Here is a 21,791-nt window from a genome sequence, read left to right on the forward strand (position 1 = left end):
CTTAGCTCCCCCGGTAGGTCGAGTAGGCGAAAGGCGAAACCAGCAGCGGCACATGATAATGGCCGTCCGCATCGGCGATGCCGAAATCGATCGTCACGATGTCGAGGAAAGGCGGATCGGGCAGGCTGACGCCGCGTGCCCGGAAATAGTCGGCTACCCCGAAACCGAGCCGGTAGCGGCCGGGACTTAGCGCAGGCAGGCCGGGGCAACGGCCGTCGGCATCGGTCACGCCGCTGAACAGGAGTGCGCCGTCCTTGTCGAACAGCTGCAGGGCGATGCCCGCCGCCGGGCAACCATGCGCCGTGTCGAGAACATGGGTGGACAGACTGCTCATTCCACCGCCTCCCCGCGCGGCCATTCGCCCACGAATTCGGCCTCCTCATAGGCGAGGAGGTCGGCGACCAGCATGTCCCGGTCGTCGAGGAAAAGCTGGTCGGTGACCCCGCGCACCAAGCGCGGCAAGGCGGTCTGAAGCCCCGAAAGCGCCGAGGCGGACAGGCCAAGGCTGATGAGCGCAGAATAGTTGAAAGCAAACAGGCCGTGCAGCAGCGCTTCGCCTCCGGGCGTGCGCGGCAGCAGCTCGAAGCCGGGGCCGAGATAGGGATGGGCGTCGATCAGCGCGTTGGCGTTGCTCGTCGGGGTGAAGCGATCGGCCCAGCGGGCGATATAGGGGGATAGGTTCGCAAGCTCCGGGCGCAGGCCGGGATCGCTGATCAGGCCGGTCGAAAGCAGCACGAAATCGAAGTCGTGCGTAGCGGTCGGCGTCTTTACCCGCACCTTGCCATCCACATGCTCGACCGCCGTCCAGGGCGACCCCAGATGCAGGTCGAAGCCGGGCCAGCGCGCGGCGCGCTCGAACGTGTCGTTGGTCGGCGGTTGGTTATGGCCGAGGAAGCTCGCCATCACCGCATATTTTTCCGCGTCCGACAGCGCCGGATAGCGGCCGGTGAAGCCGACCCGCTCCATGAAGCGGATCGGATTGATGCGCGGTAGGACTTTCCGTCGGATGAAGACATGCGCTTGCGCGACGCCGAGCGTCAGCGCGGCATTGGCATTGTCGAATGCAGATGCGCCGCCGCCCAGGATGCCGATGCTTTTGCCGGCCATGGCGGCATAATCGACCGGCTCGCTGGTATGGGCATAGAGGTGCCGGGGCAGCGCATCCTTGACCATGGCGGGCGTATGCCATTCGCCCCCGCCCTGGATGCCGGTCGCCAGCACCACCTTGCGCGCGAGCAGCGCAGCCTGCCCTTCGACATGCAACCTGTGAAGCCCGTTTCCGATCGGCTCGATCGCGGTCAGGCGTGTGTCGTTGCGGACCGGCAGGCCCAACACCCGCCGATACCAGCGCAGATAGTCCATCCAGTCCCCGCGCGCGATCTTGTCCACCGCGTCCCAGGCGGCAGCCCCATGCTGCGCCTCCCACCAGGCGCGGTAGGTGAGGGCGGGGATGCCGAAATCGATCGGGTTGAGTTCCTTGGGCGTGCGCAGCGTGATCATTCGCGCATAGGTGTCCCAAGGGCCTTCATAACCCGCCGGGCTTTCGTCGATGATCAGGATGTTGGATACGCGCTCACGCAGCAGACCGAAGGCTGCCGCTAGGCCGCTCTGGCCGCCGCCGACGATGACGACATCGAAAACATGGCCGTCGCCACGGACGCGCGGCCGCGTCCAGTCCGCGCCGCCAAAGCCGATGAGCAAGAGCTGGCGGGCAAGCTCCGCTTCGAGCCTGGCAAGGCCGGTCATTGCTGCACCTCCCTGTCCTTGAGCCTGAGCCTGACGATCTCGCCGATCTGCGCCAGCGCGGTCGCGATTTCGGTATCGCGATCGTGGGACAGGCGAGTTTCCATCGCCGCCAATATTCCCGCCTTGTCGGTCAGGCGCACGCAGATGATGAAGGGGAAGCCGAAGCGGCCGCGATAGGCGGTGTTGAGGTCGTGGAAGCGCGCAAACTCCTCGGGCGTAAGCCGGTCCAGCCCGGCGGAAGCCTGCTCGGCGGCTGACGCGTCGGTCAGGGTCCGGTCGATCGCGGCCTTGCCCGCCAGTTCGGGATGCGCGCGGATCAGCGCCAGCTGCTCGTCGGGCGTAGCCGCGTGCATGACCGCCATCAGATCGGCATGGCGGTCGCCGGATGACGGCAGTGCGTCGGCGCGCGCCTCGACCCAGGGACTATGTTCGAACAAGGCCGTCAATGCGTGCTCCCTTCCAGGGACACATGGGCGGACACGACTTTCCACCCATCAGCGAACTTGACCCAGCTCTGCGTCTGGCGGCCGCGCCGATCGCTATTCTCGCGGAAAAATTCCGCGTCGGCGGTGGCGAAGCTATCGCCATAGACGGTGATGGCGACCTTCCCCAGACGGCGCTGCGGCGACCCGCCGCGGCCTTTGCGGAACTCGCGTATCTCCTCGATGCCATACAGCACCTCGCCGACGCCATAGCGGTTGGTGGTGGGGGCGTCGTGGAACAGCGCGTCCATCGCCGGGATATCATCCTCCATCAGCGCGCGCTCATATTCCATGAAGGCGGCGGTGACTTCCGCCAGCAGGACGGGATCATCAATTTTCATGCGGGGTGGACCTCCATCCAGTGGCGGGCGATGTCGATGCGGCGCGTGACCCAGGCATCGCCGCTGGCAATTACATGATCGAGAAAACGGGCGAGGGCTCGGGCGCGGCCCGGCCGCCCGGCGATGCGGCCATGCAGGCCGACCGACATCATGCGACCGCCCTCCTCGCGCAACTGGTCGAACGTGTCTCGCAGGTAACGGAAGAACTGCTCACCCTCGGTGAAGCCGTTATAGGCCACGATCTTCATGTCGTTGGCGTCGAGCGTGTAGGGCACGATCAACTGGCCCTCTGCATAATAGGGCAGATCGTCGGCATAGCTGTCCGCGTCGTAGAGGAAGCCGCCTTCTTCCCGCACAAGCCGCGCGGTATTGGGCGACGTGCGCCCCTGATACCAGCCGAGCGGGCGAGCGCCGGTGAGTTCTTCATGGAGCGCGATCGCCTGCGTAATATGCTCGCGCTCGACATCTTCGGGCACATACTGATAGTCGATCCATCGATACCCGTGGCTTGCGATCTCCCAGTCGGCCCTGAGCATCGCCTCGACCGCTTGCCGGTTCATTGCCATCGCGCTCGCCACGCCGAAGACCGTCACCGGCAGTCCCCGTTCGATGAAAATCCGGTGCAGCCGCCAAAAGCCGGTGCGGCTGCCATATTCGTAGAGGCTTTCCATCGCCATCGCCCGATCCGGGTGGCTGGCCGCGCCGACCATTTCCGACAGGAAGGCTTCCGATCGCGCGTCGCCGTTGAGGACCGAATTTTCCGCCCCCTCCTCATAATTGATGACGAACTGCACCGCGATCCGCGCGCCGCCGGGCCAACGCGGATCGGGCGGGGAAGCGCCATAACCGATGAGATCGCGGCTCATCCTTCCCACGCCTCCATCGCCGCGTCCACGGCCGCGCCCGCCGGCAGGCCATGCCCCTCGCGGCGCAGGCAGGCTTCTAGCGCGCCGAGCGTGATCAGCACCTTATGCCGGGCGGCATTGTAGCCCATCGCGCCGATCCGCCAGATCTTGCCGGCAAGCGGGCCGAAGGCCGTGCCGATCTCGATCTCGAACGCCTCGCGCATCATCGTGCGGATGCGTTCGCCGTCTACGCCTGCGGGGATGTAGACCCCGGTCACATTGGTCATGCGATAGGCGTCATCGCCAAAGACGGTCAGCCCCATGGCGCGCAGCCCCGCCGTCACGGCGCGGCCCGCGCGCGCATGGCGAGCATAGCGCGCCTCCAGTCCTTCCCCCAGCATGATCCTGGCGCATTCCCGCGCGGCGTAAAGCATCGATGTCGCCTCGGTATGATGGTTGAGGCGCTTTTCGCTCCAATAATCCATGATCATGGCGAGATCGAAATAGTTGGACCCGATGCGCGGCCCCGCGCCGTCGGTCGTGCCCGCCGCCTTTATGCCGGCTTCGACATGGCGGCGCGCGAAGATATGGTCGGCAGCGCGGTCCGAGATGGTGATCGGCGCTGAGCCGGACGGTCCGCCGAGACATTTCTGGAGGCCGCCGGTAACGATATCCGCGCCCCAGCGGTCGCTCGCCATTTCCATGCCGCCGATGGTCGCAGTCGCATCGACGTAGAGCAGCGCGCCGGCCGCGTGCGCAAGGTCGCCCAGGCCATCGAGCGGCTGCGCCATCGTCGTCGAAGTGTCGCCATGCACGGTGGCGACGATCTTCGGGCCGACACGGTCAATTGCGGCGGCGATGGCGTCGAGCGGGACCGTTTCGCCCCACGGCGCATCGACCGTTACAACGACCGCGCCGATGCGCGCCAATATCTCCTGGAGCAGCAGGCCGAAGCGGCCGAAATTGACCACCAGCACGGTATCGCCGGCGGTCACGAGACTGACGAGCGACGCCTCTATCGCCGCCCGCGCGGTGCCGTCGATCAGCATGGTCCACCGATTGTCGGTCCCGAAGATCGGGCGGTATAAAGCCATGACCTGGTTCATATAGTCGGTCATTTCGGGGTCGAACTGGCCCAGAAGGTCGGCCGACATGGCGCGTAGCACGCGCGGATGCGCATTGACCGGGCCAGGCCCCATCAGCAGGCGCTGGGGCGGATCGATCTCGCCGAATAAGGTGGGGTCAAGCGGCAGCAACGGAATCTCCCAGTCGATCGATGAAGCCCAGCATCACCTGTAGCGCGATTTCCGCGTCGGCGGGATCGACATGCTCGGCGGGGTTGTGGCTGACGCCGTCCCTGCACCGGATGAACAGCATCGCGGTCGGGCAGAGCGCGGCCATGACCATCGCGTCATGCCCGGCGCCGGAGACGAGCCGGAAGGGCGGCTGGCCTACGATGGCGATCGCGGCGTCTATCCTATCCATGAGATCTGGCGCGCAGGGACTGGCCGGCAGATCGTGTATAAGATCGACCGTGAGCGTCAGCCCGCGCGCGAGCGCGATCGCCTCGAGGGCGGCAATGATCTGCCCCGCCGCCCGATCGCGGCGGTCGGGGTCGCCGGAGCGGATGTCGATCGTAAAGCGCGCTTCGCCGGGGATGACGTTCGGCGCACCGGGCAGCACCTCGATACGGCCGGCCGTCGCGACGAGATCGGAGGCGTCGCCCCTCGCGATCGTCTCGATCGCCAGCACCATTTCCGCCGCGCCTGTCAGCGCATCGCGGCGTAGTGGCATAGTGGTGGTGCCGGCATGGTTCGCCTGGCCGGTGACGACCGCTTGGTAGCGCAACTGCGCGGCAATTCCGGTGACGGTGCCGACGGCGAGGCCTTTGGCCTCAAGGACCGGGCCTTGCTCGATATGGGCTTCGAGATAGGCGAGGGCAGTGGGGTGCTTTGCCGTCAGATAGTCGTCACCCCGGACTTGATCCGGGGTTCCGCTGCCTAGTCCTGCGGCCGTGGAAAAGCGGGATCCTGGGTCGAGCCTGGGGTGACGGAAGTGAGCGATGGCATCCTGTAACGTGACGCCCTCTCCATCCACGACCTCCAACGCCCCCAGATCCAGCACGCCCGCCACTGCGCGGCTGGTCAGCATCGCGGCGGGGAAGCGCGATCCCTCTTCGTCTCCGAAAGCGATCACTTCGATCGGGAAGGGCATCCGCTTTCCCTCGCGGTTCAGCGCATCCACCGCTTCCACGCCCAGCATTATGCCGAGCGGTCCATCATAGCGCCCGCCATCCTTGACGCTGTCCAGATGGCTGCCGATCATAAGCGCCGGGGCATCGGCAACCATGCCCTCGTATCGCCCGATGAGATTGGCGGCCGGATCCAGCCGGACGCTCATGCCCGCTTCCTCCATCCAGCCGGCAAGCGCACTCTGCGCCGCCGCATAGGCAGGCGTCAGATAGGCGCGGAACAGCCCGCCCTCCATGTCGCTATAGGGCGCGACGCCCAGCGCGTCGCACCGCGCCACAGCTCGCCTGCCCCCGCTCACCATGTCGCCACCCCGCCGTCGCTGCGCGGATCGCTCGCGCCGTCCAGCGTGCCGTCGGGATGCCGCACGATAGCGCCGGCATGGCCCATGGTGGCGGTCAGCGGCCCAGCCCGCTCGACATCATGTCCGGCGCTGGCGAGGTCGGCATAAAGCTGGTCATCGAACCCGTCTTCCAGCTTCAGCGTCGTGCTTTCCTCGCCCCAGGTGCGGCCAAGCAGCCAGCGCGGCGCGCTTATCGCCTGCTGCAAATCGACGCCGAAACGGGCGTAGCGGCTAAAGAGCGCCGCCTGCGTCTGCGGCTGGCCCTCGCCGCCCATCGTGCCATAGGCCATGACGCGGCCGTCATCGAACCGCGCTAGCGCGGGGTTGAGCGTGTGGAAGGGCTTGCGGCCGGGCTTGAGTGCGTTCCACCTGCCCGGCGCAAGGCGAAAGCTGGAACCCCTGTTCTGCCAGGTGATGCCGGTCCTGGGCAGCACCACGCCGGAGCCGAACTCGAAATAGGTGGACTGGATGCAGCTGACGACGCGGCCGTGGCTGTCCGCCGCCGAGAACCAGCAGGTGTCGCCCCATTGCGGCGGCTGCGGCCATGGCAGCGCCTGCGCCGGGTCGATCTGCGTAGCCAGATGGTCGAGCGCTTGGCGGTCGTCCAGTAGCCCCTGATAGTCATAATCGTGGAAAGCGGGGTCGCCGACATGGACGTCGCGCAGCAGGAAGGCCTGCTTGGTCGCCTCGACCAGACCATGGACATGATCGAAGCCGTCGGCTCTCCCGGCCCGTAGCCGGTCGAACAGCGCAAGGATGAGCAGCGAAGCGAAGCCCTGTGTGGGTGGTGCACTGTTGTAGAGGGTCGCGCCGCTGATTGGAACATGGAGCGGGGCCGGGTGGGTGGCCTCATGCGCAGCAAGATCGGCGGCGGAAACGGGGCTGCCCAGCGCTTCAAGATCGGCGGCGATGTCTGCGGCGAGAGCGCCTGTGTAGAATCCCGCGAGCCCATCCGCAGCCAAACACTCCAGCGTGTCGGCAAGAACGGGCTGCTTTAGAATGTCGCCTTCCGCCAGAGGGCGGCCCTCCGGTTCAAAGATCGCGCCATAGCCGCCCGGCTGGACGCGCAACTCGCCGCCCTTGGCCGCCGCGATGGCTGCGCCGCCCTTTGTCACTGCCACGCCCGCCCGAGCATGGCTGATCGCGTCGCGCAGCAGGCGGTCGAGCGGCATCGTCCCGCTACTGCCGGCCAGTGCGGCTTCCCAACCGGAAATGGTCCCCGCCACGGTATTCGCCGCCAGCGGGCCGCGCGTCGGCACCGCGTCCGTCCCGGCATAGAGCGAGATGTCCGCTTTCATCGCTGCGCCGCCGCAGCCATGGATGCCGTGGACGCGCCCGTCCGGTTCGGCGATCAGCCAGAATCCATCGCCACCTATTCCCGTCATATGCGGATAGACGACGGCCAGCGTCGCGGCCATCGCCACGCAGGCCTCCACCGCGTTGCCGCCGTCGCGCAGCACGTCGCACCCGGCGCTTGCGGCCAGGTGGTGGGGCGCGGTCGTCATGCCGTGCCGGCCGGAAATGGTCTGCATCGTCATCAGTCTGGCAAGGCCGCGACATAGGCGCGCACGACGTGCGCGCTATTCACGGAGGCCAGGTGCTCGAACGTATCCTCCATATTCTTGGTGGCATCGCCGCCGGCGAGGTCCGAGAGGCTGCGGAAGAAGATCGCCGGCACGCGATTGGCATAGGCGACCTGTGCCACCGCCGCGCTCTCCATGTCCAGCAGGCGCGCGCCCCACGCCTTGTGCAGATATTGGCGGAAGGTCGCATTGTCGGCGAAGATGCCGGCCGATACGCCGGTGCCGCCGACAACGATCTTCGGCGACTTCGGCAGGCAAAGCGCGGAGCCGGGCAGTGCTTCGGGATGATGGGGGACGCAGCGCTCCAGTTGGACGTCGGGCACGACTTTCCGGGCGATGTCCAGCAACGCGGGATCGACGGCGAAGCGGAAGAAGCGCTTTGCCGGCGTTGTGTCATTGCTGACGGTGGTCCCACGCGGAAAGATGAAGTTCCAGTTGGCGGGCGCGTCCGGCCCCGCATTTTCCGGCGGGACATAGCCGGCCTTGGTGCGCCGGGCGAAGCTCGCTTCCAGATATTGGCCCCAGCTGTCCGCCACGATTACGTCCCCGATCGACAGCGCCGGATCGACGCCGCCGGCGATGCCGGAAAAGACGATGCGCTTCACCGCGAAACGATCAATGACGATCTGGCTGTTCATCGCCGCGTTCACGATCGACACGCCGCTCATCATCAGGATGACGGGCTTGCCCGACATAGTGCCGGTCAGCAGCGTCATGCCGTTGATCTTGTGCTCGCACGGCTGCTCGACATGGGCGACCAGCGCATTCCATTCCGGCCGATAAGCGGTCATCACGACCGTGCGCGGCGTCTCGTCCAGCTTCTGGGCGAGCGCGGGCGCTGCGAACAATGAGAGCAGCGCAAAGGCAAGAAAACGGATCATGCAGCGGACATCCAGACGAAGCGCACGACGAACAGCCCGGCGAGCAGGAACAGGAACCAGTCGGTCCGCGTCGCGCGGCCCCGGATCAGTTTCAGCGCCGCATGGGCGGTGATGCCGAAGGCGAGACCGTTGGCGATGGAGAAGGTCAGCGGAATCATTGCCACCGTGAGGAAGGCAGGGATCGCCGCCATCGGGTCTTCCCATTCGATTTCCGTCAGCGGCAGCAGCATCAGCCCACCGACGATGATCAGCGCAGGGGCGGTTGCCGCCAGTGGCACGATCTGCGCATAGGGCGCGACGAACATCGTCGCCAGGAACAGTATGCCGGTGACCACGGCGGTCAGGCCCGTGCGCCCGCCGGCCTGCACGCCCGCCGCGCTCTCTACATAGGAGGTGACGGTACTGGTGCCCGCGATCGATCCCACCATCGTCGCGACCGCGTCGGTCATCAGGATGCGGTTGAGGCCTGGAATGCGGCCCGCCGCGTCCATCAGCCCCGCGCGCTTCGTAACGGCGACCAGCGTGCCGATATTGTCGAACAGGTCGACGAACAGGAACACGAACAGGATTTCGATAAGGCCGATGCCGTGCGACCCGGTCAGCCCGAACACGCCAGGCAGATCCAGCTTGAACGCCGTGCCGGTCAGCGCGGACAGGTCATAGGGTTCGGGCTTGACCGTCACTTGCCCCGTCAACCACCCGATGATGGTCGTGCCGACAATCCCGAACAGCATGGCGCCACGCACATTCCAGACGCTGAGCGCGCCAATCATCGCGAGGCCCAGCAGCGCGAGGGCCGCGCCTGGCGCCTTGAGGTCTCCCAACGCCACGATGGTCGCCGGACTGGCGGCGACGATGCCGGCATTTTTGAGGCCGATGAAACCGATGAACAGGCCGATGCCCCCCGCCACCGCCGCGAACAGGTAGGGTGGGATCACTGCGACGATCATCTGCCGCACCCCGGTCAGCGTCAGGATCAGGAAGGCGACGCCGGAAATGAAAACGCATCCCAGCGCCACCGGCCAGGGCACACCCATTTGGCCGACGACGGTGAAGGCGAAATAGGCGTTGAGGCCCATGCCCGGCGCCAGCGCCAGCGGCGTGTTAGCGACCATGCCCATCAGGATGGAGGCGAAGGCGGCGGCGAAGCAGGTCGCCGCCGCGACCGAAGCGACCGGCATCCCCGCCGCGCTCAGGATCGACGGGTTGACCAGCACGATATAGGCCATGGTCAGGAAGGTGGTGATGCCCGCCAATATCTCGGTGCGGGGGGTGGTGCCGCGCTCGGTCAGGGCGAAATAGCGGTCCAGGCGGTTGGGCGGCGGCGGCGCTGTGGCCGCCGGATCCGGCGAAACGGCTTCGGTCATAACATATCCCCCTGAAACAATCCCGCCGGCGATGTTACGCCGATCCGCCCCTCTTCTTCCAGCATCGCGGCGAAGCGGAATAAAGTGGCTTCTTCGCTCACCTTGCCGATAAGCTGTATGCCGATCGGCAACTTATCCGGTCGGCTGAGCGGAACGCAGAGCGACGGCAGGCCCGTAAAGCTGATCGGTTGGCTGTGGATGCCGAGGTCCGCGCGGGCCGGCGACCAGGTGCCGTCGATCAGGACGCGCGGATCGGCGATCGACGGTGCGACACACGGCGTAGCCGGCGCGAGCAGCACGTCATGGTCAGCAATCAGCGCATTGATCCGCCGGCGGTAGCCCGTCTTGAAATCCTGCGCCTTCCCATAGAGTTCCGGCGGCAATAGCGCGCCGGCGAGCAGGCGGTCGCGGGTCGCAGGATCGAACGCCATAGGATCGCGTCCCAGCGCCGCGCGGTGCAACGCGCCGCCCTCCGCCGCGGTAATCAGAAACGCCGCCGATCGGGCAGCGCCGATATCGGGCAGTTTGACCAGCGGCGCGTTGGGCGCGATCGCGTCTATCGCCTTGATCTGGTCGGGATCGGCATTGTCGCGGAAGCGGCCGCCCAGCCGCGCGACGCGGAGCGCGCCCGTGCGGGGGGAAGGGTTCTTGCCCGTCAGAACGCTCCACACGCATTGCATGTCCCGGATCGACGAGGTGAAGGGTCCGACATCGTCGAAACTGTCGGCGAAGGGGAAGACGCCGCCCATCGGCAGCCCGCCATGGGTCGGTTTCAGGCCATAGATGCCGGTCAGGCTGGCGGGCACCCGAACCGATCCGTTCGTGTCGGAGCCGAGCGAGAAGGGGAGCAATTGAGCGGCGACCACCGCCGCCGATCCCCCCGAAGATCCGCCCGCCAGCCGATCCGGATCATGGGGATTGCGCGTCGTGCCATGGTGCGCGTTGATCGTCGCGAAACCATAGGCGAACTCATCCATGTTTAGCGTCGCGACCAGCACTGCGCCGGCCGCCCGCAGCTTCACGATCGCCTCGGCGTCGGCGGTCGCGAGCGGCGCATCGGCATAGAGGCTGGACCCGGCTGTGGTCGGCAGACCGTCGACATCGAACAAGTCCTTGACGCCGTAGGGCACGCCGGCCAGCGGCCCCGGATCGCCCCCCGCCGCGACGATGGCGTCCACGGCCTCCGCTTCCCGACGCGCCCGATCAGCCAGCAGGCGGGTGACGGCGATCAGCCTTCCACCCTCTCGTTCCAGCCCCGCCAGGCAATCTTCCAGAACCGAAACGGCCGTTACCGCGCCGGCCCGCACCGCATCGGCTATCGCGGTGGCAGATGTCATTCGCATTCCGTGCCCCCTTGCGCCAGCAGCGTACGCGCGTGACGGTCGAGCAGCGCGAGATTGGCCAGAACGCCCGGCATACAGGCCGCAAGGATCGGCAGGTCGAGCATCGCCGCGGCGGCCAGCACTTCGTCCTCGGTCAGCGGGATGCGGGGTTCCTCCATGTCAGCCGGCCTCCATCTGGCGGCGGTAGCGCGCGGCGAGCGCGGCGCAGACGAACAGCTGCAACTGGTGGAAGATCATCAGTGGCAGCACGATCATGCCGACACTTGCCGGCGCGAACAAGGCGCCCGCCATCGGCACGCCCGAGACCAGACTTTTCTTGGATCCGCAGAAGAGCAGCACGATCGCGTCCTCGCGCGGCAATTTGAGCAATCGCGCGGTCAGCAGATTGGCCACCATGACGATCGCCAGGATGATCGCGCTCAGTATCAGCAGCGCCGTCATATCGCCCCACCCTAAGATCAGCCAGATGCCATTCACGACCGCCGCGCTGAAGGCGGAATAGACGACCAGCAGGATCGATCCACGGTCGACGATCTGCAGGATCGCCTTTTTGCGCGCCACGAAGCCGCCGATCATCGGCCGCAGCAGATGCCCTGCGACGAAGGGCAGCAGCAACTGCAACAGAAGTGCTTCCACCGAATGCCAGCTCATCTGTACGCCGCTGCCGCTAGCGGTCATCAACTGACTGACGAGCAGCGGCGTCAGCACGATGCCGATCAGGTTGGAGAGCGAGGCGCTGCACACCGCCGCCGCGACATTGCCACCGGCGATCGCGGTAAAAGCGATCGAAGACTGCACGGTGGACGGCAGCAGCGTCAGAAAAAGCAGGCCCGACAGTAGCAGCGGATCGATCCAGCGGCCCGAAAGACCGCTGACGGCCAGGCCGATCGCGGGAAACAGCATATAAGTGGACGCAAACACCAGCAGATGCAGCCGCCAATTGCCGATGCCCTGCATTATCGCATCGCGGGACAGCTTTGCGCCATGCAGGAAAAAAAGGAGTGCAATCGCCAGATCGGCGATCAGCCCGACCCACGCAGCCGCGCCACCCCGGACAGGCAAGAAGGACGCCGTCGCTACCGTCGCGATCAGAAACAGCAGAAACGGGTCGATGGACGGAATAAAGCGGATGACGCGCATGTATGATCCTGATGCCCGTTTTGCCCCTCTCTATCCAACGCAATGATCGGCACGGATCGTTGCAAAAAATAGCGCTGGCACCGTTAAGTAGGGCCGTGTCGGAAAGGGCGGGGTTCCGCTTCGGTGCAGATTGCGGCAGCCGAGGATGTGCGCCGGCTTTCAAGCAGCAGGGCGCACATAATTCTCCAGCCGCGCGATCATGGCGGACTTGTCGGCCGCCGGCAGCCACGCGGCTTCGAATCCATTGCGAGCAATCATGGTGATTTCGGCGCGGGTCAGCTGGCTCCGATCGGCCGCGCGGATCAGAACATCATTCAGATATTCACTGCCCATATAAGCAGGGTCATCGGACGAGATCGTAAGCTTCAGCCCTGCGTCCAACATGGCTCGCACCACATCGACCGGCTGTTGCATCGCTGCCCGCAAGGTGCCCGAAAAGGTCGGGCAGACCGTGAAATAGATGCCTCGCTCACGCGCTATGGCTACCAGTTCCGGCGATTGCACGATGTTGCCGCCGTGATCGATACGATCCACCTTCAGGTCGAGCAGCGCCGTGCGGATATTACGCAACGTATCGACCTGATCCACATCGCAATGGGCCGTCACATGCAGGCCATTCGCCCGAGCCTTGGCAAAATGGGCTCGGAATTTTTCCGGCGGGTTGCCTTTTTCGTCCGAATCCAGCCCCACCCCGACCAGATGCTCCTTGAACGGCAGGGCCGCATCCAATGCGGCCATCGCGCTTTCCGCCGAAAGATCGCGCACGAAGCAAAGGATGAGTTGTGACCGGATACCCAGCGCGGCTTGCGCATCGTGGCGGGCCCGCGTGATCCCGCCGATTACCGCTGCCATGGGCACACCGCGCTTCAGATGTTCCTGAGGGTCGAAGAACATTTCAGTATAAACAATGTTCTGCGACGCCGCCTTGGTCAGATAGGCACAGGCAAGGTCGTAGAAGTCCTGCTCCTTGAGCAGGACTTTCATCCCGTCATAGTAGATGGCAAGAAAACTGGGCAGATCGTTGAACTTATAGCTGGCCTTCATCGCGGCCACATCTGCGAACGGCAGCTTCAGGCCGTTGCGGTGCGCCAGCACGAACTTCATGTCCGCTTCCAGCGTGCCCTCAAGATGCACATGATATTCCGTCTTGGGCATGGCAGCGATAAAGCGCGCCAGTTGAGGATCGGTCGCCGCCGCAGCAGCCCTCGCTTGGCGGGGCATTGCGACCAGCGCGGCCATGCTCGCCATCAAAGCCCGCCGATGGATGTGCATGGAAATACCCCCCTTTGCCTGCCGATCGCCGACCAGCTTGTCCGCGACACACCCGGCAGCGTCAAACGGGCTTTCTGCAACAAGCCATTGATCTTTTTAGGGCGGGGCAGCCGACGTCTTGGCCCGCGTTCACGGAGCCAGGCTGCTCTGGTTTGGCTCGAAAACCTTACATGGCTGCCATTTGCCCATCGGCTCAGATGCGGGCCTTATTCCTTGGGTGAGATGTAGCTGGGGTCATGGGAGAACGGCATTTCGGTGCCTTCGCGCAACGCTGCAAGAATGTCGGAAAAACTGGTCGAGCAACGAAAACCAAGCTGCCGCTCGGCATGGCCGGCATCATAGACGCGCCCGATGCTGGTGGGCAGGGTCCATCCGCGTGCGGCGTAGAGATCAGCGGCGTCCGGGAACTTCGCCCGGATGACGTCTGCGGCATCGCGTTTCAGCTTGTGAACATCCTCTCGCGCGAACGGCGTGGGCGCAGAGATGATGAACGTGTCGAACCCGATGTCGGGCGTGCGTCGAGCGCGGCAAGATGGGCTGCAGCGGCATCTTGGGCCGTCAGCCGCCTATGGAGGAATTCGTTGGCCTTCAAATTCTCGCCCGAAGGATGGGCGTGCATTCTCGTCCAGGTCAATGAGTCCTGATCTTACTCAAGATAGACGGAGAGATATTCTATCCTGACGCGCCTGCGATGGTGCTGGATGGCAGCGTCCATCGACTGCAATCATCCGGACGCCGACATTCGCCCTCCCTTTAGAGAAAGCGAATGTGGGCCAGGGCTTCAGACGGTCGGAACGGTGCCGCCGTCGATGACGAACTCGGCGCCATGGATGGCGGCGGCGCGGTCCGAGGCCAAGTAGGCGATAAGGTCGGCGACCTCGGACGGCGCAGCCGCGCGTCCGATCGGGATTCCACCGATCCACGCCATGACCGCCTGCCGCGCTTCCTCGAACGTGCCGCCATTGGCAGTCTGCACATTCTTCACGAGGTCGTCGGCACCCTCGGTCATGATCCAGCCGGGACAGACGATGTTGACCCGGACCCCCTTCGGCCCCAGCTCCTTGGAAATGGATTTGCTGTAGGTTCTCAGCGCCCCCTTGGCGGCGGCATAGGCGGTGGTCGACTGTGGCAGCGGCAGCTTTGACTGGGTCGAGGTGACGTGCACCACTGCACCATTGCCGCGCTCGATCATCTGCGGGATCAGAAGGCGATCAAGGCGGACCGTCGCCAGAAGGTTGAGGTTCAGTTCCGAAAGCCAGATCTCGTCTGTTAGCGCAACGAAACCGCCGGGCGGCATTTCCGAACCACCGACAACATGGGCAAGGATGTCGATGCCGCCTAGCTGCTTGATCGCGGCCTTGGCCAGCGCTTCGCCGCCTTCCGCAGTGGTCAGGTCCGCCTGAACATAGTCGACGCCCTTTATCGGATCCCGGATCGCGCGCGCAGCGGTGACGACACGGGCTCCGCCGGCCAGGAAGCGCTCGACGGTGGCACGGCCCAGACCCTTGGTGCCACCGCTGACGAGTACGCGCTTGCCGGCGAACTCGGTCGGATCGGCCTTGATGCTCATACCGTGGTCTCCAGCGTCTTGATGGCACCCTGCACCAGCGTGAAGCGATAGGTGAAACGAAGCGGGCTGCCCGGGAAGTCGCCATGCGCCGGACCTTCGACGATGACTTCGCCATCTTCTTCCCGAACGGTATCGGGCACGAAGATCGCCTTAACGGGCATCACTTCTTCCTCGAACAGTTGGCGGATTGCGGCCTGTCCTTCGAAATGCTTGCCGTTGTCAATGAAGACGGCGTCGTGCAGGAAGGGCTTTACCATGCCCTCGATATCGAGACGGGCATTTGCCTCGACATAGTCGGCGATCGGCTTGGGTAGGTTCATTGACATGTTCATCTCCTCAACGGTGATGAGTCATATTTAACGATAGACTTCTCGCCTGATAATCGAGACAAATCGGCATAGGGTGTCACGGAAATCAGAACAATGACTCGCCATTCTCTGATCGAGCTTGAGGCCGTTCTCGCCATCGTGCGGTGCGGCTCGTTTCGAGCGGCGGCGCTCGATCTCGGCATGTCGACGACGGCCATCAGCAATGCGGTGGGCAAGCTCGAGCGGGAGCTTGCGGTGCGCTTGTTTAATCGTACCACCCGCAGCGTCTCGCTTACCCATGCGGGGCGGATTTTCGTCGCGCAGATCAAATCCGCGCTGGAGGATATCCAGAAAGCGATGAATACGGCTCGCTCGCAGCAGGAGACGCCGTCTGGCACCTTGCGCATCAATGCCTTCGCAACGGCGGCGCGCGAGATCATGGCGCCTCTGGTCCTGACCTATCTGCAGCGTTATCCGCAAGTTCATATTGACCTTGTCACCGAGGGGCGGCTTGTCGATGTCGTGGCAGCGGGCTTCGATTTGGGGGTGCGCAGCGCGGATCTGGTGCCCAGCGACGCAATCACGATACCGCTGGGTCAGATGCGCCGCATGGCGGTCGCCGCATCGCCCGCCTTTTTTGAAAGGAGGGTCGTCCCCCAGGTGCCGCAGGAGTTGCTCACTTATCCTTGCGTCCGTGTGCGGCTCCCCAACGGCGCATTGTTCCGATGGCGGTTCGAGAAGGGTGGTGAAGAATTGCAGCTCGATGTCGAAGGCCCGATCACTCTCGACGAAGCCTCCCTGGCCCGGATCGCGGTGACGAGAGGCGTGGGGATCGGCTATTTCATGGAGACTGACATCCGCGAAGACATTGCGGCGGGTCGGCTCGTGCGCATCCTCGAAGACTGGACGCCGCCGCTGGCGCCGCTGTGCCTCTATTATCCCAATCGCCGCAATTCCTCCGCCGCCTTCCAAGCCTTTGTCGCGCTCGCGCGCGACTTCGCCGCAGGACGGCTCGTGCAGCCTTGAGCCTGCTGGCGCGGTTCGCGCAGCGCGCCGCAACATAACGCCAAGCGACGATGCAACGGTTGGCGAGCCCCGATCAATTCTCAGTTGAACCAGTGACTTCCTCGGCTGCGCTACGGCGATCTTCAGCTAGCCGTGGCAACATTAAGCGCCGGACTGCATCGCGACGCCGGCGTCATGCTCTCAAGAATATCAATTGCGCAGCGATCACGAACGAGCCAAGCACTGTAGTTCCTGGTCGTCTATCGCGGCAATCATGCCGGTGGATAGCCACAGCGCCAGCCACTGACCGATCAGCGCTACGCCATGCTCTTCACCGAACCTTCGCATGATGTTTCGACAAACCTGCCCGAAAGCCATCCCGCTCCGGACGTCCAACAAGGCGCATAATTCGGAGGCGTCGATGATCCTGATGCGGCATTGTTCGTCCTGACGCCATAGCAGGGCCGTCTCGGGCGTATTCAGATATCGGGACGCGGGCGGTTCTTCCCCAGCGCCCAATGCGGACCAAATGACAAAGGCGTTCGTCTTCAGAGCGACAAGATCGATCGACCTCTGAAACGTCAGTACGGCGCGGTCCCATTCGACGTCGTTCAACCGGTCGATGCGGACTGCCGGGCTGTCTGCCGATACGAACAGTTCTTCCAGCCCAAGCTCCAGGCAGGCAATTTCCGGGATTTCCTCGTCGTCGGGATAAAGCCGCGCAAGGGTCACCGGAAAGTCATGCGCATAGGCGTCGAGCGTCCAGCTGCTGGGCGGCACATCGTCGATATGATGTACGGCCGCCTGAAGGAACCTGTCCTCGCCGATCCAGGCACGGGTGCGTGCAAAGCTGCTTTCCAGACAGGCGACGAGTTGGGAGCGGTAGTTATTCTGATAGACGGCGAAGCCCGGCTCGGCCGACGGCTGGATACGCGTTGCGGCGGCCATGTCGGCATGCACGAGCCAGGCGCGCATGTCGCGCTGAAGGGCGAGCAGGCTCATGCCGCCGCCTCCATCCTGCCGGCGGCGATCCGCCGTGCGGTGTCAAGTTCGACCAGCAAGTCGCCGAGCGGCGGTATGTGGTCGTCACGCTCGATCATCGTCGCAACCGGGCCGAGGCGCGGAAGGATATGGGCGTAGAGGCTCCACACCGAAGGGGGGACCGGCCGATCATGCGTATCGATCAGCAGATGTTCGCCCTGGCTATGGCCGGCTAGGTGGATTTGGCGCACATGGCCGCGCGGGATGCCGTCAAGATAGGCGATGGGGTCGAAACCGTGATTGCTGGCGCTGACGAAGACGTTGTTCACGTCGAGCAATATCCCGCAGCCTGTCCGCGCGCACACCAAGTTCAGGAATTCCCATTCGGTCATGTCGGCCGACATGAAGTCGAGATAGGTGGAGGGATTTTCGACCAACATCGCTCGGCCCAGCGCATCCTGCGCCCTTTCTATATTGGTGCAGACGGTGTCGAGCGCCTCCCAGGTATAGGGCAAGGGCAGCAGATCGTGCGAATTGAACCCCTCGATCCGCGACCAGCTCAGATGATCGGAAACGAACAGCGGTTCAATCTCATCGACGAGCGCGCGGAGCCGGTCGAGGTAAAAGCGATCCACGCCATCTGCGGAGCCGATCGACATCGATACGCCGTGGAGCGCGACCGGGTAGCGCTCGCGGATCTGGCGCAATATCCGTCGCGGCCGACCGCCATCGATCATGAAATTTTCGGAGATCACCTCCAGAAAATCGACTGCCACCAGACCATCGAGAAAATCGGCATAGTGCGGCGCACGCAGGCCAAGGCCGAAGCCGGCGAACGAGGGGATCATGAGGGGCGCTCCTTGCTGCGGAGGGCAGCCCGGCGCCCTCATCAGCGCCGGGCTTCGAGAGAATTATTTGGGTTCGGTCAGGCTACCGCCGGCAGCCTTGCAGGCCTTGACGGTCATGGCCTTGAAGCCATGCCCCTTGCAGACATTCTGTCCCTTGCATTCGTTGCTGGCCGTCTTGCAGTCGGACGTGCCCTTGCAGCTGTTGATGCCGTAGCAGCGCACGACCTTCGTATCGGCGCTGTCCTTCGCCACGGCGGGGGCAGCGGCAGCCGCGGCGATGGCAATGGAGGCGGCGGAGGCGGCAATGCCGATGCCGGTGTTGAGGGTGCGCATGATGGATTCTCCGAAACACAGGTTGAGCCAGAATGGCCCCCATCTTTCGATCCGGTCGGGCGCCTGGTTACAGCAACCAGAGAAATTTTACCGATCCGACCTCCGACGCACCGCCTTACCAGCGCAGCAGCCTTGGCCCCACCACCGTGCCGAGCAGGGTCGCCAGCACGATGCCGAGCGAATACCAAGTCAGGACGAAGATGGCCGACACTTCGGGACAGTGCAGGCAATAGACGGTCGCCGCAAATGCACCGGCGGAGAGACCCGCCGTCGCGCCGGCCGCCCGCAACCGGGTGGGAGCAAGTCTGCGGAACGACCAGAGCAATCCCGCAAAGATCGGCGCGGAAAGCGACAGGACCAGCCAGGGACAGCTTTGCCAGCTCTGGCCCAGCCACATCGCCAGCCATTGCGAAGAAGGGGTATGCACCAGTTCCAGCAGGCCGACGCCAGCAAGAAGGATGACCGGCATCGCGAGCAACCAGAGGCCGCGCAGTCGACCGCTATCGGGCCGCGCGAGCTGCGCAGTCATGACCAACGCCGCGACGGCCAGGGAAAACGTATATCCCCACTTCATCCAGAAGGAAGCGCCGCGCATTGCCGTGCCCAGATCGGGCCGAAAGCCAAGTGCGATCAGGATGATCATGGCCGATCCGGCGCCGCCGACGGCCATACCAGCGACGAGCCGTCGCGTGACGCTGTTGCGCGCGACCGGCCGGGTGTCGGCGGCGAGGTGCCGAACCAGATCGTCGGTGTTCATCGTGCCGCCCCCTGCACCCGCGCCATCAACGCCTTCAGGCCGCGATGCACCGACACCTTGACGTCCGATTCACCAATGCTCTCCGCGCTCGCCGCCTCTGCGACGCTCAGCCCCTCTATCCGGGTGGCGCGGATCATCCGCGCCTGCTTGTCCGGCAGTGCTTGCAACAGATCGTCCACGTCGAGCCTCGCGATGCTGCTCGCCTCGAAATCGGCGGCGGGCAATTCGTCGTAATCCTCGATCGGCCTCAAGCGACCCACGCGGCGGAAGTGATCGATCATTTTGTAGCGTGCGACCGCGTAAAGCCAGGCGGTGAATGTCCGTCCCCGATCATAGGAGGCACGGCGCGTGTGAACGGCAATAAGGGTATCCTGCACCAGATCCTCGACATCATCGTCAGCGCCGCGAAGTCGACGCCGGTAGAAGCCCCGCAACAGCGGAACAAGCAGGCGCAGCAATGCCTCGTGGGCGTCGGCATCGCCGTTCAGCCCATCGATCATCAATGCGCGCAGATGTTCCTCTGTGGCCTGCATTCATTCTCCTCGCCTGCATGTTCGGGCCAGGGCTCGGACAGGTTACAGCGTCAATGAAAAATTTTCGCGCCGGTCGGCTGTAACCGGAGGCATGTCTGCCACGAACTTGCCGCCGTGACACGGGCTTCCCCCGCCTCCTCCCCGGTCACCGCGCGGCTCGGCCAGTCCGAGCCGCGCGAAGAGGCGCCGGATCAGAGAGGACATCATCATGCGTACCACCCATGCTGCGATCGCTGCAGGCATCGCCGTCGCTTCGGCAGCCGCGATCGCCATTCCCACCAATGCCCAGGAAAAGCCGAAGATGGAAAAATGCTACGGCGTCTCGCTTGCGGGCAAGAACGACTGCGCGGCCGGCCCCGGCACGAGCTGCGCGGGCACGTCCAAGGTCAATTACCAGGGCAACGCCTGGAAGCTGGTGAAGGCCGGAACCTGCACCTCGATCAAGACGCCCAAGGGCAACGGATCGCTCACCCCCAAGGCATGACCGAAGAGGCCGGGACGATCGACCGTCCCGGCCATGCTGGAGACAATCGATGCTCGTCCAAGTTTATGACCTTGCCGGTCGGCGGCTCGCGGCGCTGCTGCCGGACGCGCTGCTGCTGCTCGTCGGCCGTCTGGCCATCGCGTCCATATTCTTCCTGTCCGGCCGCACCAAGGTGGAGGGCGTTTTAACGATCACGGACAGCACATATGAGTTGTTCCGCACCGAATATGCCCTGCCGCTGCTGCCGCCTGACATAGCGGCGGTGATGGGGACGGCGGCGGAACACGTCTTTCCAATCCTGCTGGTGCTGGGGCTGGGCACGCGTTTCTCGGCGCTGGCTCTCCTGATGATGACTGCGGTGATCGAGATTTTCGTCTATCCCGACGCATGGCCCACGCATCTCGGCTGGGTCGCGATCCTTCTACCCCTGATTGCACGCGGTGGCGGTGGCTGGTCAATGGATGCCTTGTTGCGGAAGGGATCACTTGCCGGTCAGGTCTGCAGAATGGTCGGTTGAAAAATCGTATTTAGCGTCAGCTTCTCGCGCGAACGCGGAACATGGACGTCGCCATCCATCGTAAGGATACAAGGACGGCCGGCTCATCCCGGTCGCGCCACCGTTAATTTTCTCATCTTAGATGGCGGTAAGCCAATCGCCGACTCGCTGCGGGAACCATCGCTATGGCTTAGCGACGCTTCTTACGCTGGTCGCCCATTGGCTTGGCCCGACGACCGGACATTCCGCGGCGATGCGCCATAGCGCTTGCAGAAATTGCGGTCGAAGCTACTCAAGTCATTGAAACCCGATCGGAACGCAACCTCGGTAATCGTCCGTTTCGGAACAATATCGTCGCACCATCTTCCCTTGGCAGATGCTGGACGGCGCGCCGACGACCATAGTGCTGATCCTGCGTAATGAAAGCGCGACGGGGCCTGGCCTTGCGCTGCCGCAAGTCCCGGCTAGGCAGAAGATGGTGTCGCAGAAGGAAATACTGCTGAGCGTATCCAACGCCAACCCTTCCTGGTTTCGGTGGAAATCCCGATCGGAACGCCCGGACAGAAAAATCATCGCGCAGGGCGAAACGCTGACCGAGATGGGCGGTATCGCGACCTTATCCCAGTCGCTTGCAGGCGGGGAAGAGGCCTAACTGCGTCACAGCTACTGAGACATAACCCGCGACGCAAGTTGAAAGAGACGCCAAAGTCCTCGCTGTCGTCGACTCAAGCGGGTCACTCGGCAATCGAATTTCGTGCCTCGGATGCGGACGGTCAGCAACTGCTGTTCCGGGGGTGATCCCGTTCAGCCAGTGCCCCTTGCGCCGAACGCTCAGTCGTTCTACTGCGAATGAACCGCATTAGCGAATCTGTTGATAGGGGGCT

26 protein-coding genes and 1 pseudogene are annotated in these 21,791 nt (G+C 64.3%); 4 read left to right on the forward strand and 23 right to left on the reverse strand.

Translation table 11 applies throughout. From position 1 onward, the window contains the following. Position 1: 1 nt before the first annotated feature. From uraH to ACFQ24_RS16275, 17 genes and pseudogenes are all read right to left on the reverse strand, one after another. Complete coding sequence (gene uraH, locus ACFQ24_RS16195) at positions 2-334, reverse strand: hydroxyisourate hydrolase (RefSeq protein ID WP_380913069.1); 333 nt, start codon at positions 332-334, stop codon at positions 2-4. Continuing rightward, complete coding sequence (locus ACFQ24_RS16200) at positions 331-1,746, reverse strand: FAD/NAD(P)-binding protein (RefSeq protein WP_380913071.1); 1,416 nt, start codon at positions 1,744-1,746, stop codon at positions 331-333. The genes uraH and ACFQ24_RS16200 overlap by 4 nt, the downstream gene beginning before the upstream one ends. Beyond that, positions 1,743-2,192 carry a 2-oxo-4-hydroxy-4-carboxy-5-ureidoimidazoline decarboxylase gene (gene uraD, locus ACFQ24_RS16205; protein WP_380913073.1) on the reverse strand — a complete coding sequence of 150 codons (450 nt, stop codon included), beginning with the start codon at positions 2,190-2,192 and terminating at the stop codon, positions 1,743-1,745. Before uraD ends, ACFQ24_RS16200 begins: the two co-directional genes overlap by 4 nt. After that, a complete protein-coding gene (hpxZ, locus tag ACFQ24_RS16210) occupies positions 2,189-2,569 on the reverse strand; it encodes an oxalurate catabolism protein HpxZ (protein ID WP_380913075.1) in 381 nt (126 codons plus the stop codon). The genes uraD and hpxZ overlap by 4 nt, the downstream gene beginning before the upstream one ends. Further along, entirely contained in the window at positions 2,566-3,435 is an 870-nt protein-coding gene (gene puuE, locus ACFQ24_RS16215) for an allantoinase PuuE (protein ID WP_380913077.1), read from the reverse strand. The genes hpxZ and puuE overlap by 4 nt, the downstream gene beginning before the upstream one ends. Continuing rightward, positions 3,432-4,670 (reverse strand): pyridoxal-phosphate-dependent aminotransferase family protein, encoded by a 1,239-nt coding sequence (locus tag ACFQ24_RS16220; RefSeq protein WP_380913079.1) that lies wholly within the window; start codon positions 4,668-4,670, stop codon positions 3,432-3,434. Before ACFQ24_RS16220 ends, puuE begins: the two co-directional genes overlap by 4 nt. Beyond that, positions 4,657-5,967, reverse strand: a complete 1,311-nt coding sequence (locus ACFQ24_RS16225) for a Zn-dependent hydrolase (protein WP_380913081.1) — start codon at positions 5,965-5,967, stop codon at positions 4,657-4,659. Before ACFQ24_RS16225 ends, ACFQ24_RS16220 begins: the two co-directional genes overlap by 14 nt. Continuing rightward, positions 5,961-7,544, reverse strand: coding sequence for a gamma-glutamyltransferase family protein (locus ACFQ24_RS16230; protein ID WP_380913083.1), 1,584 nt, complete (start codon positions 7,542-7,544; stop codon positions 5,961-5,963). Before ACFQ24_RS16230 ends, ACFQ24_RS16225 begins: the two co-directional genes overlap by 7 nt. Next, complete coding sequence (locus tag ACFQ24_RS16235; RefSeq protein WP_380913085.1) at positions 7,544-8,470, reverse strand: 5'-methylthioadenosine/S-adenosylhomocysteine nucleosidase; 927 nt, start codon at positions 8,468-8,470, stop codon at positions 7,544-7,546. Before ACFQ24_RS16235 ends, ACFQ24_RS16230 begins: the two co-directional genes overlap by 1 nt. Beyond that, positions 8,467-9,837, reverse strand: coding sequence for an NCS2 family permease (locus ACFQ24_RS16240; protein ID WP_380913087.1), 1,371 nt, complete (start codon positions 9,835-9,837; stop codon positions 8,467-8,469). Before ACFQ24_RS16240 ends, ACFQ24_RS16235 begins: the two co-directional genes overlap by 4 nt. After that, positions 9,834-11,174 (reverse strand): AtzE family amidohydrolase, encoded by a 1,341-nt coding sequence (locus tag ACFQ24_RS16245; protein ID WP_380913089.1) that lies wholly within the window; start codon positions 11,172-11,174, stop codon positions 9,834-9,836. The genes ACFQ24_RS16240 and ACFQ24_RS16245 overlap by 4 nt, the downstream gene beginning before the upstream one ends. Next, on the reverse strand, positions 11,171-11,338 hold the full coding sequence (locus ACFQ24_RS16250; protein ID WP_380913091.1) for an AtzG-like protein: 168 nt from the start codon (positions 11,336-11,338) through the stop codon (positions 11,171-11,173). Before ACFQ24_RS16250 ends, ACFQ24_RS16245 begins: the two co-directional genes overlap by 4 nt. Before the next feature lies 1 nt (position 11,339). Next, positions 11,340-12,320 (reverse strand): bile acid:sodium symporter family protein, encoded by a 981-nt coding sequence (locus ACFQ24_RS16255; RefSeq protein ID WP_380913093.1) that lies wholly within the window; start codon positions 12,318-12,320, stop codon positions 11,340-11,342. Positions 12,321-12,479: 159 nt separating this feature from the next. Next, entirely contained in the window at positions 12,480-13,541 is a 1,062-nt protein-coding gene (gene add / locus ACFQ24_RS16260) for an adenosine deaminase (protein WP_380913281.1), read from the reverse strand. Between the two features lie 257 nt (positions 13,542-13,798). Continuing rightward, positions 13,799-14,208, reverse strand: a pseudogene (locus ACFQ24_RS16265) (NAD-dependent epimerase/dehydratase family protein); the annotation flags it as partial. A 165-nt stretch (positions 14,209-14,373) separates the two neighbouring features. Next, on the reverse strand, positions 14,374-15,162 hold the full coding sequence (locus ACFQ24_RS16270) for an SDR family oxidoreductase (protein ID WP_380913095.1): 789 nt from the start codon (positions 15,160-15,162) through the stop codon (positions 14,374-14,376). Next, a complete protein-coding gene (locus tag ACFQ24_RS16275) occupies positions 15,159-15,488 on the reverse strand; it encodes a nuclear transport factor 2 family protein (RefSeq protein ID WP_380913097.1) in 330 nt (109 codons plus the stop codon). Before ACFQ24_RS16275 ends, ACFQ24_RS16270 begins: the two co-directional genes overlap by 4 nt. Before the next feature lie 96 nt (positions 15,489-15,584). On the opposite strand from ACFQ24_RS16275, the gene ACFQ24_RS16280 reads away from it, so the two are divergent. Then, positions 15,585-16,496 (forward strand): LysR family transcriptional regulator, encoded by a 912-nt coding sequence (locus ACFQ24_RS16280; RefSeq protein WP_380913099.1) that lies wholly within the window; start codon positions 15,585-15,587, stop codon positions 16,494-16,496. A gap of 204 nt (positions 16,497-16,700) precedes the next feature. On the opposite strand, the gene ACFQ24_RS16285 is transcribed toward ACFQ24_RS16280, so the two are convergent. From ACFQ24_RS16285 to ACFQ24_RS16305, 5 genes are all read right to left on the reverse strand, one after another. After that, the gene (locus ACFQ24_RS16285; RefSeq protein ID WP_380913101.1) at positions 16,701-17,477 is read right to left on the reverse strand and encodes an HvfC/BufC N-terminal domain-containing protein; all 777 of its coding nucleotides are present in this window, start codon (positions 17,475-17,477) and stop codon (positions 16,701-16,703) included. Next, positions 17,474-18,304, reverse strand: a complete 831-nt coding sequence (gene bufB, locus ACFQ24_RS16290) for an MNIO family bufferin maturase (protein WP_380913103.1) — start codon at positions 18,302-18,304, stop codon at positions 17,474-17,476. Before bufB ends, ACFQ24_RS16285 begins: the two co-directional genes overlap by 4 nt. A 63-nt stretch (positions 18,305-18,367) precedes the next feature. Further along, complete coding sequence (bufA2, locus tag ACFQ24_RS16295; protein WP_380913105.1) at positions 18,368-18,637, reverse strand: BufA2 family periplasmic bufferin-type metallophore; 270 nt, start codon at positions 18,635-18,637, stop codon at positions 18,368-18,370. A gap of 115 nt (positions 18,638-18,752) precedes the next feature. Further along, entirely contained in the window at positions 18,753-19,394 is a 642-nt protein-coding gene (locus ACFQ24_RS16300; RefSeq protein WP_380913107.1) for a DUF1109 domain-containing protein, read from the reverse strand. Beyond that, entirely contained in the window at positions 19,391-19,927 is a 537-nt protein-coding gene (locus ACFQ24_RS16305) for a sigma-70 family RNA polymerase sigma factor (protein WP_380913108.1), read from the reverse strand. The genes ACFQ24_RS16300 and ACFQ24_RS16305 overlap by 4 nt, the downstream gene beginning before the upstream one ends. Positions 19,928-20,135: 208 nt before the next feature. Here ACFQ24_RS16305 and ACFQ24_RS16310 point away from each other — a divergent pair, with 208 nt between their 5' ends. Both ACFQ24_RS16310 and ACFQ24_RS16315 read left to right on the forward strand, forming a co-directional pair. Beyond that, positions 20,136-20,411 carry a BufA1 family periplasmic bufferin-type metallophore gene (locus ACFQ24_RS16310; protein WP_380913109.1) on the forward strand — a complete coding sequence of 92 codons (276 nt, stop codon included), beginning with the start codon at positions 20,136-20,138 and terminating at the stop codon, positions 20,409-20,411. Between the two features lie 49 nt (positions 20,412-20,460). Beyond that, complete coding sequence (locus tag ACFQ24_RS16315; protein WP_380913111.1) at positions 20,461-20,928, forward strand: DoxX family protein; 468 nt, start codon at positions 20,461-20,463, stop codon at positions 20,926-20,928. 182 nt (positions 20,929-21,110) lie between these two features. Here ACFQ24_RS16315 and ACFQ24_RS16320 read toward each other — a convergent pair whose 3' ends face one another. Next, entirely contained in the window at positions 21,111-21,257 is a 147-nt protein-coding gene (locus tag ACFQ24_RS16320) for a helix-turn-helix domain-containing protein (protein ID WP_380913283.1), read from the reverse strand. A gap of 26 nt (positions 21,258-21,283) precedes the next feature. Here ACFQ24_RS16320 and ACFQ24_RS16325 point away from each other — a divergent pair, with 26 nt between their 5' ends. Further along, a complete protein-coding gene (locus ACFQ24_RS16325) occupies positions 21,284-21,559 on the forward strand; it encodes a hypothetical protein (protein ID WP_380913113.1) in 276 nt (91 codons plus the stop codon). Positions 21,560-21,791: the final 232 nt, after the last annotated feature.

Source organism: Sphingobium olei (assembly GCF_042678845.1).
Taxonomy (GTDB): Bacteria; Pseudomonadota; Alphaproteobacteria; order Sphingomonadales; family Sphingomonadaceae; genus Sphingobium; species Sphingobium olei.

Coding starts and splice junctions, on each gene's coding strand:
- uraH (WP_380913069.1), bottom strand. CDS start 334: ATGAGCAGTCTGTCCACCCATGTTCTCGACACGGCGCATGGTTGCCCG.
- ACFQ24_RS16200 (WP_380913071.1), bottom strand. CDS start 1,746: ATGACCGGCCTTGCCAGGCTCGAAGCGGAGCTTGCCCGCCAGCTCTTG.
- hpxZ (WP_380913075.1), bottom strand. CDS start 2,569: ATGAAAATTGATGATCCCGTCCTGCTGGCGGAAGTCACCGCCGCCTTC.
- puuE (WP_380913077.1), bottom strand. CDS start 3,435: ATGAGCCGCGATCTCATCGGTTATGGCGCTTCCCCGCCCGATCCGCGT.
- ACFQ24_RS16225 (WP_380913081.1), bottom strand. CDS start 5,967: ATGGTGAGCGGGGGCAGGCGAGCTGTGGCGCGGTGCGACGCGCTGGGC.
- ACFQ24_RS16230 (WP_380913083.1), bottom strand. CDS start 7,544: ATGACGATGCAGACCATTTCCGGCCGGCACGGCATGACGACCGCGCCC.
- ACFQ24_RS16235 (WP_380913085.1), bottom strand. CDS start 8,470: ATGATCCGTTTTCTTGCCTTTGCGCTGCTCTCATTGTTCGCAGCGCCC.
- ACFQ24_RS16240 (WP_380913087.1), bottom strand. CDS start 9,837: ATGACCGAAGCCGTTTCGCCGGATCCGGCGGCCACAGCGCCGCCGCCG.
- ACFQ24_RS16245 (WP_380913089.1), bottom strand. CDS start 11,174: ATGACATCTGCCACCGCGATAGCCGATGCGGTGCGGGCCGGCGCGGTA.
- ACFQ24_RS16250 (WP_380913091.1), bottom strand. CDS start 11,338: ATGGAGGAACCCCGCATCCCGCTGACCGAGGACGAAGTGCTGGCCGCC.
- ACFQ24_RS16255 (WP_380913093.1), bottom strand. CDS start 12,320: ATGCGCGTCATCCGCTTTATTCCGTCCATCGACCCGTTTCTGCTGTTT.
- add (WP_380913281.1), bottom strand. CDS start 13,541: ATGCCCCGCCAAGCGAGGGCTGCTGCGGCGGCGACCGATCCTCAACTG.
- ACFQ24_RS16270 (WP_380913095.1), bottom strand. CDS start 15,162: ATGAGCATCAAGGCCGATCCGACCGAGTTCGCCGGCAAGCGCGTACTC.
- ACFQ24_RS16275 (WP_380913097.1), bottom strand. CDS start 15,488: ATGTCAATGAACCTACCCAAGCCGATCGCCGACTATGTCGAGGCAAAT.
- ACFQ24_RS16280 (WP_380913099.1), top strand. CDS start 15,585: ATGACTCGCCATTCTCTGATCGAGCTTGAGGCCGTTCTCGCCATCGTG.
- ACFQ24_RS16285 (WP_380913101.1), bottom strand. CDS start 17,477: ATGAGCCTGCTCGCCCTTCAGCGCGACATGCGCGCCTGGCTCGTGCAT.
- bufB (WP_380913103.1), bottom strand. CDS start 18,304: ATGATCCCCTCGTTCGCCGGCTTCGGCCTTGGCCTGCGTGCGCCGCAC.
- bufA2 (WP_380913105.1), bottom strand. CDS start 18,637: ATGCGCACCCTCAACACCGGCATCGGCATTGCCGCCTCCGCCGCCTCC.
- ACFQ24_RS16300 (WP_380913107.1), bottom strand. CDS start 19,394: ATGAACACCGACGATCTGGTTCGGCACCTCGCCGCCGACACCCGGCCG.
- ACFQ24_RS16305 (WP_380913108.1), bottom strand. CDS start 19,927: ATGCAGGCCACAGAGGAACATCTGCGCGCATTGATGATCGATGGGCTG.
- ACFQ24_RS16310 (WP_380913109.1), top strand. CDS start 20,136: ATGCGTACCACCCATGCTGCGATCGCTGCAGGCATCGCCGTCGCTTCG.
- ACFQ24_RS16315 (WP_380913111.1), top strand. CDS start 20,461: ATGCTCGTCCAAGTTTATGACCTTGCCGGTCGGCGGCTCGCGGCGCTG.
- ACFQ24_RS16325 (WP_380913113.1), top strand. CDS start 21,284: ATGCTGGACGGCGCGCCGACGACCATAGTGCTGATCCTGCGTAATGAA.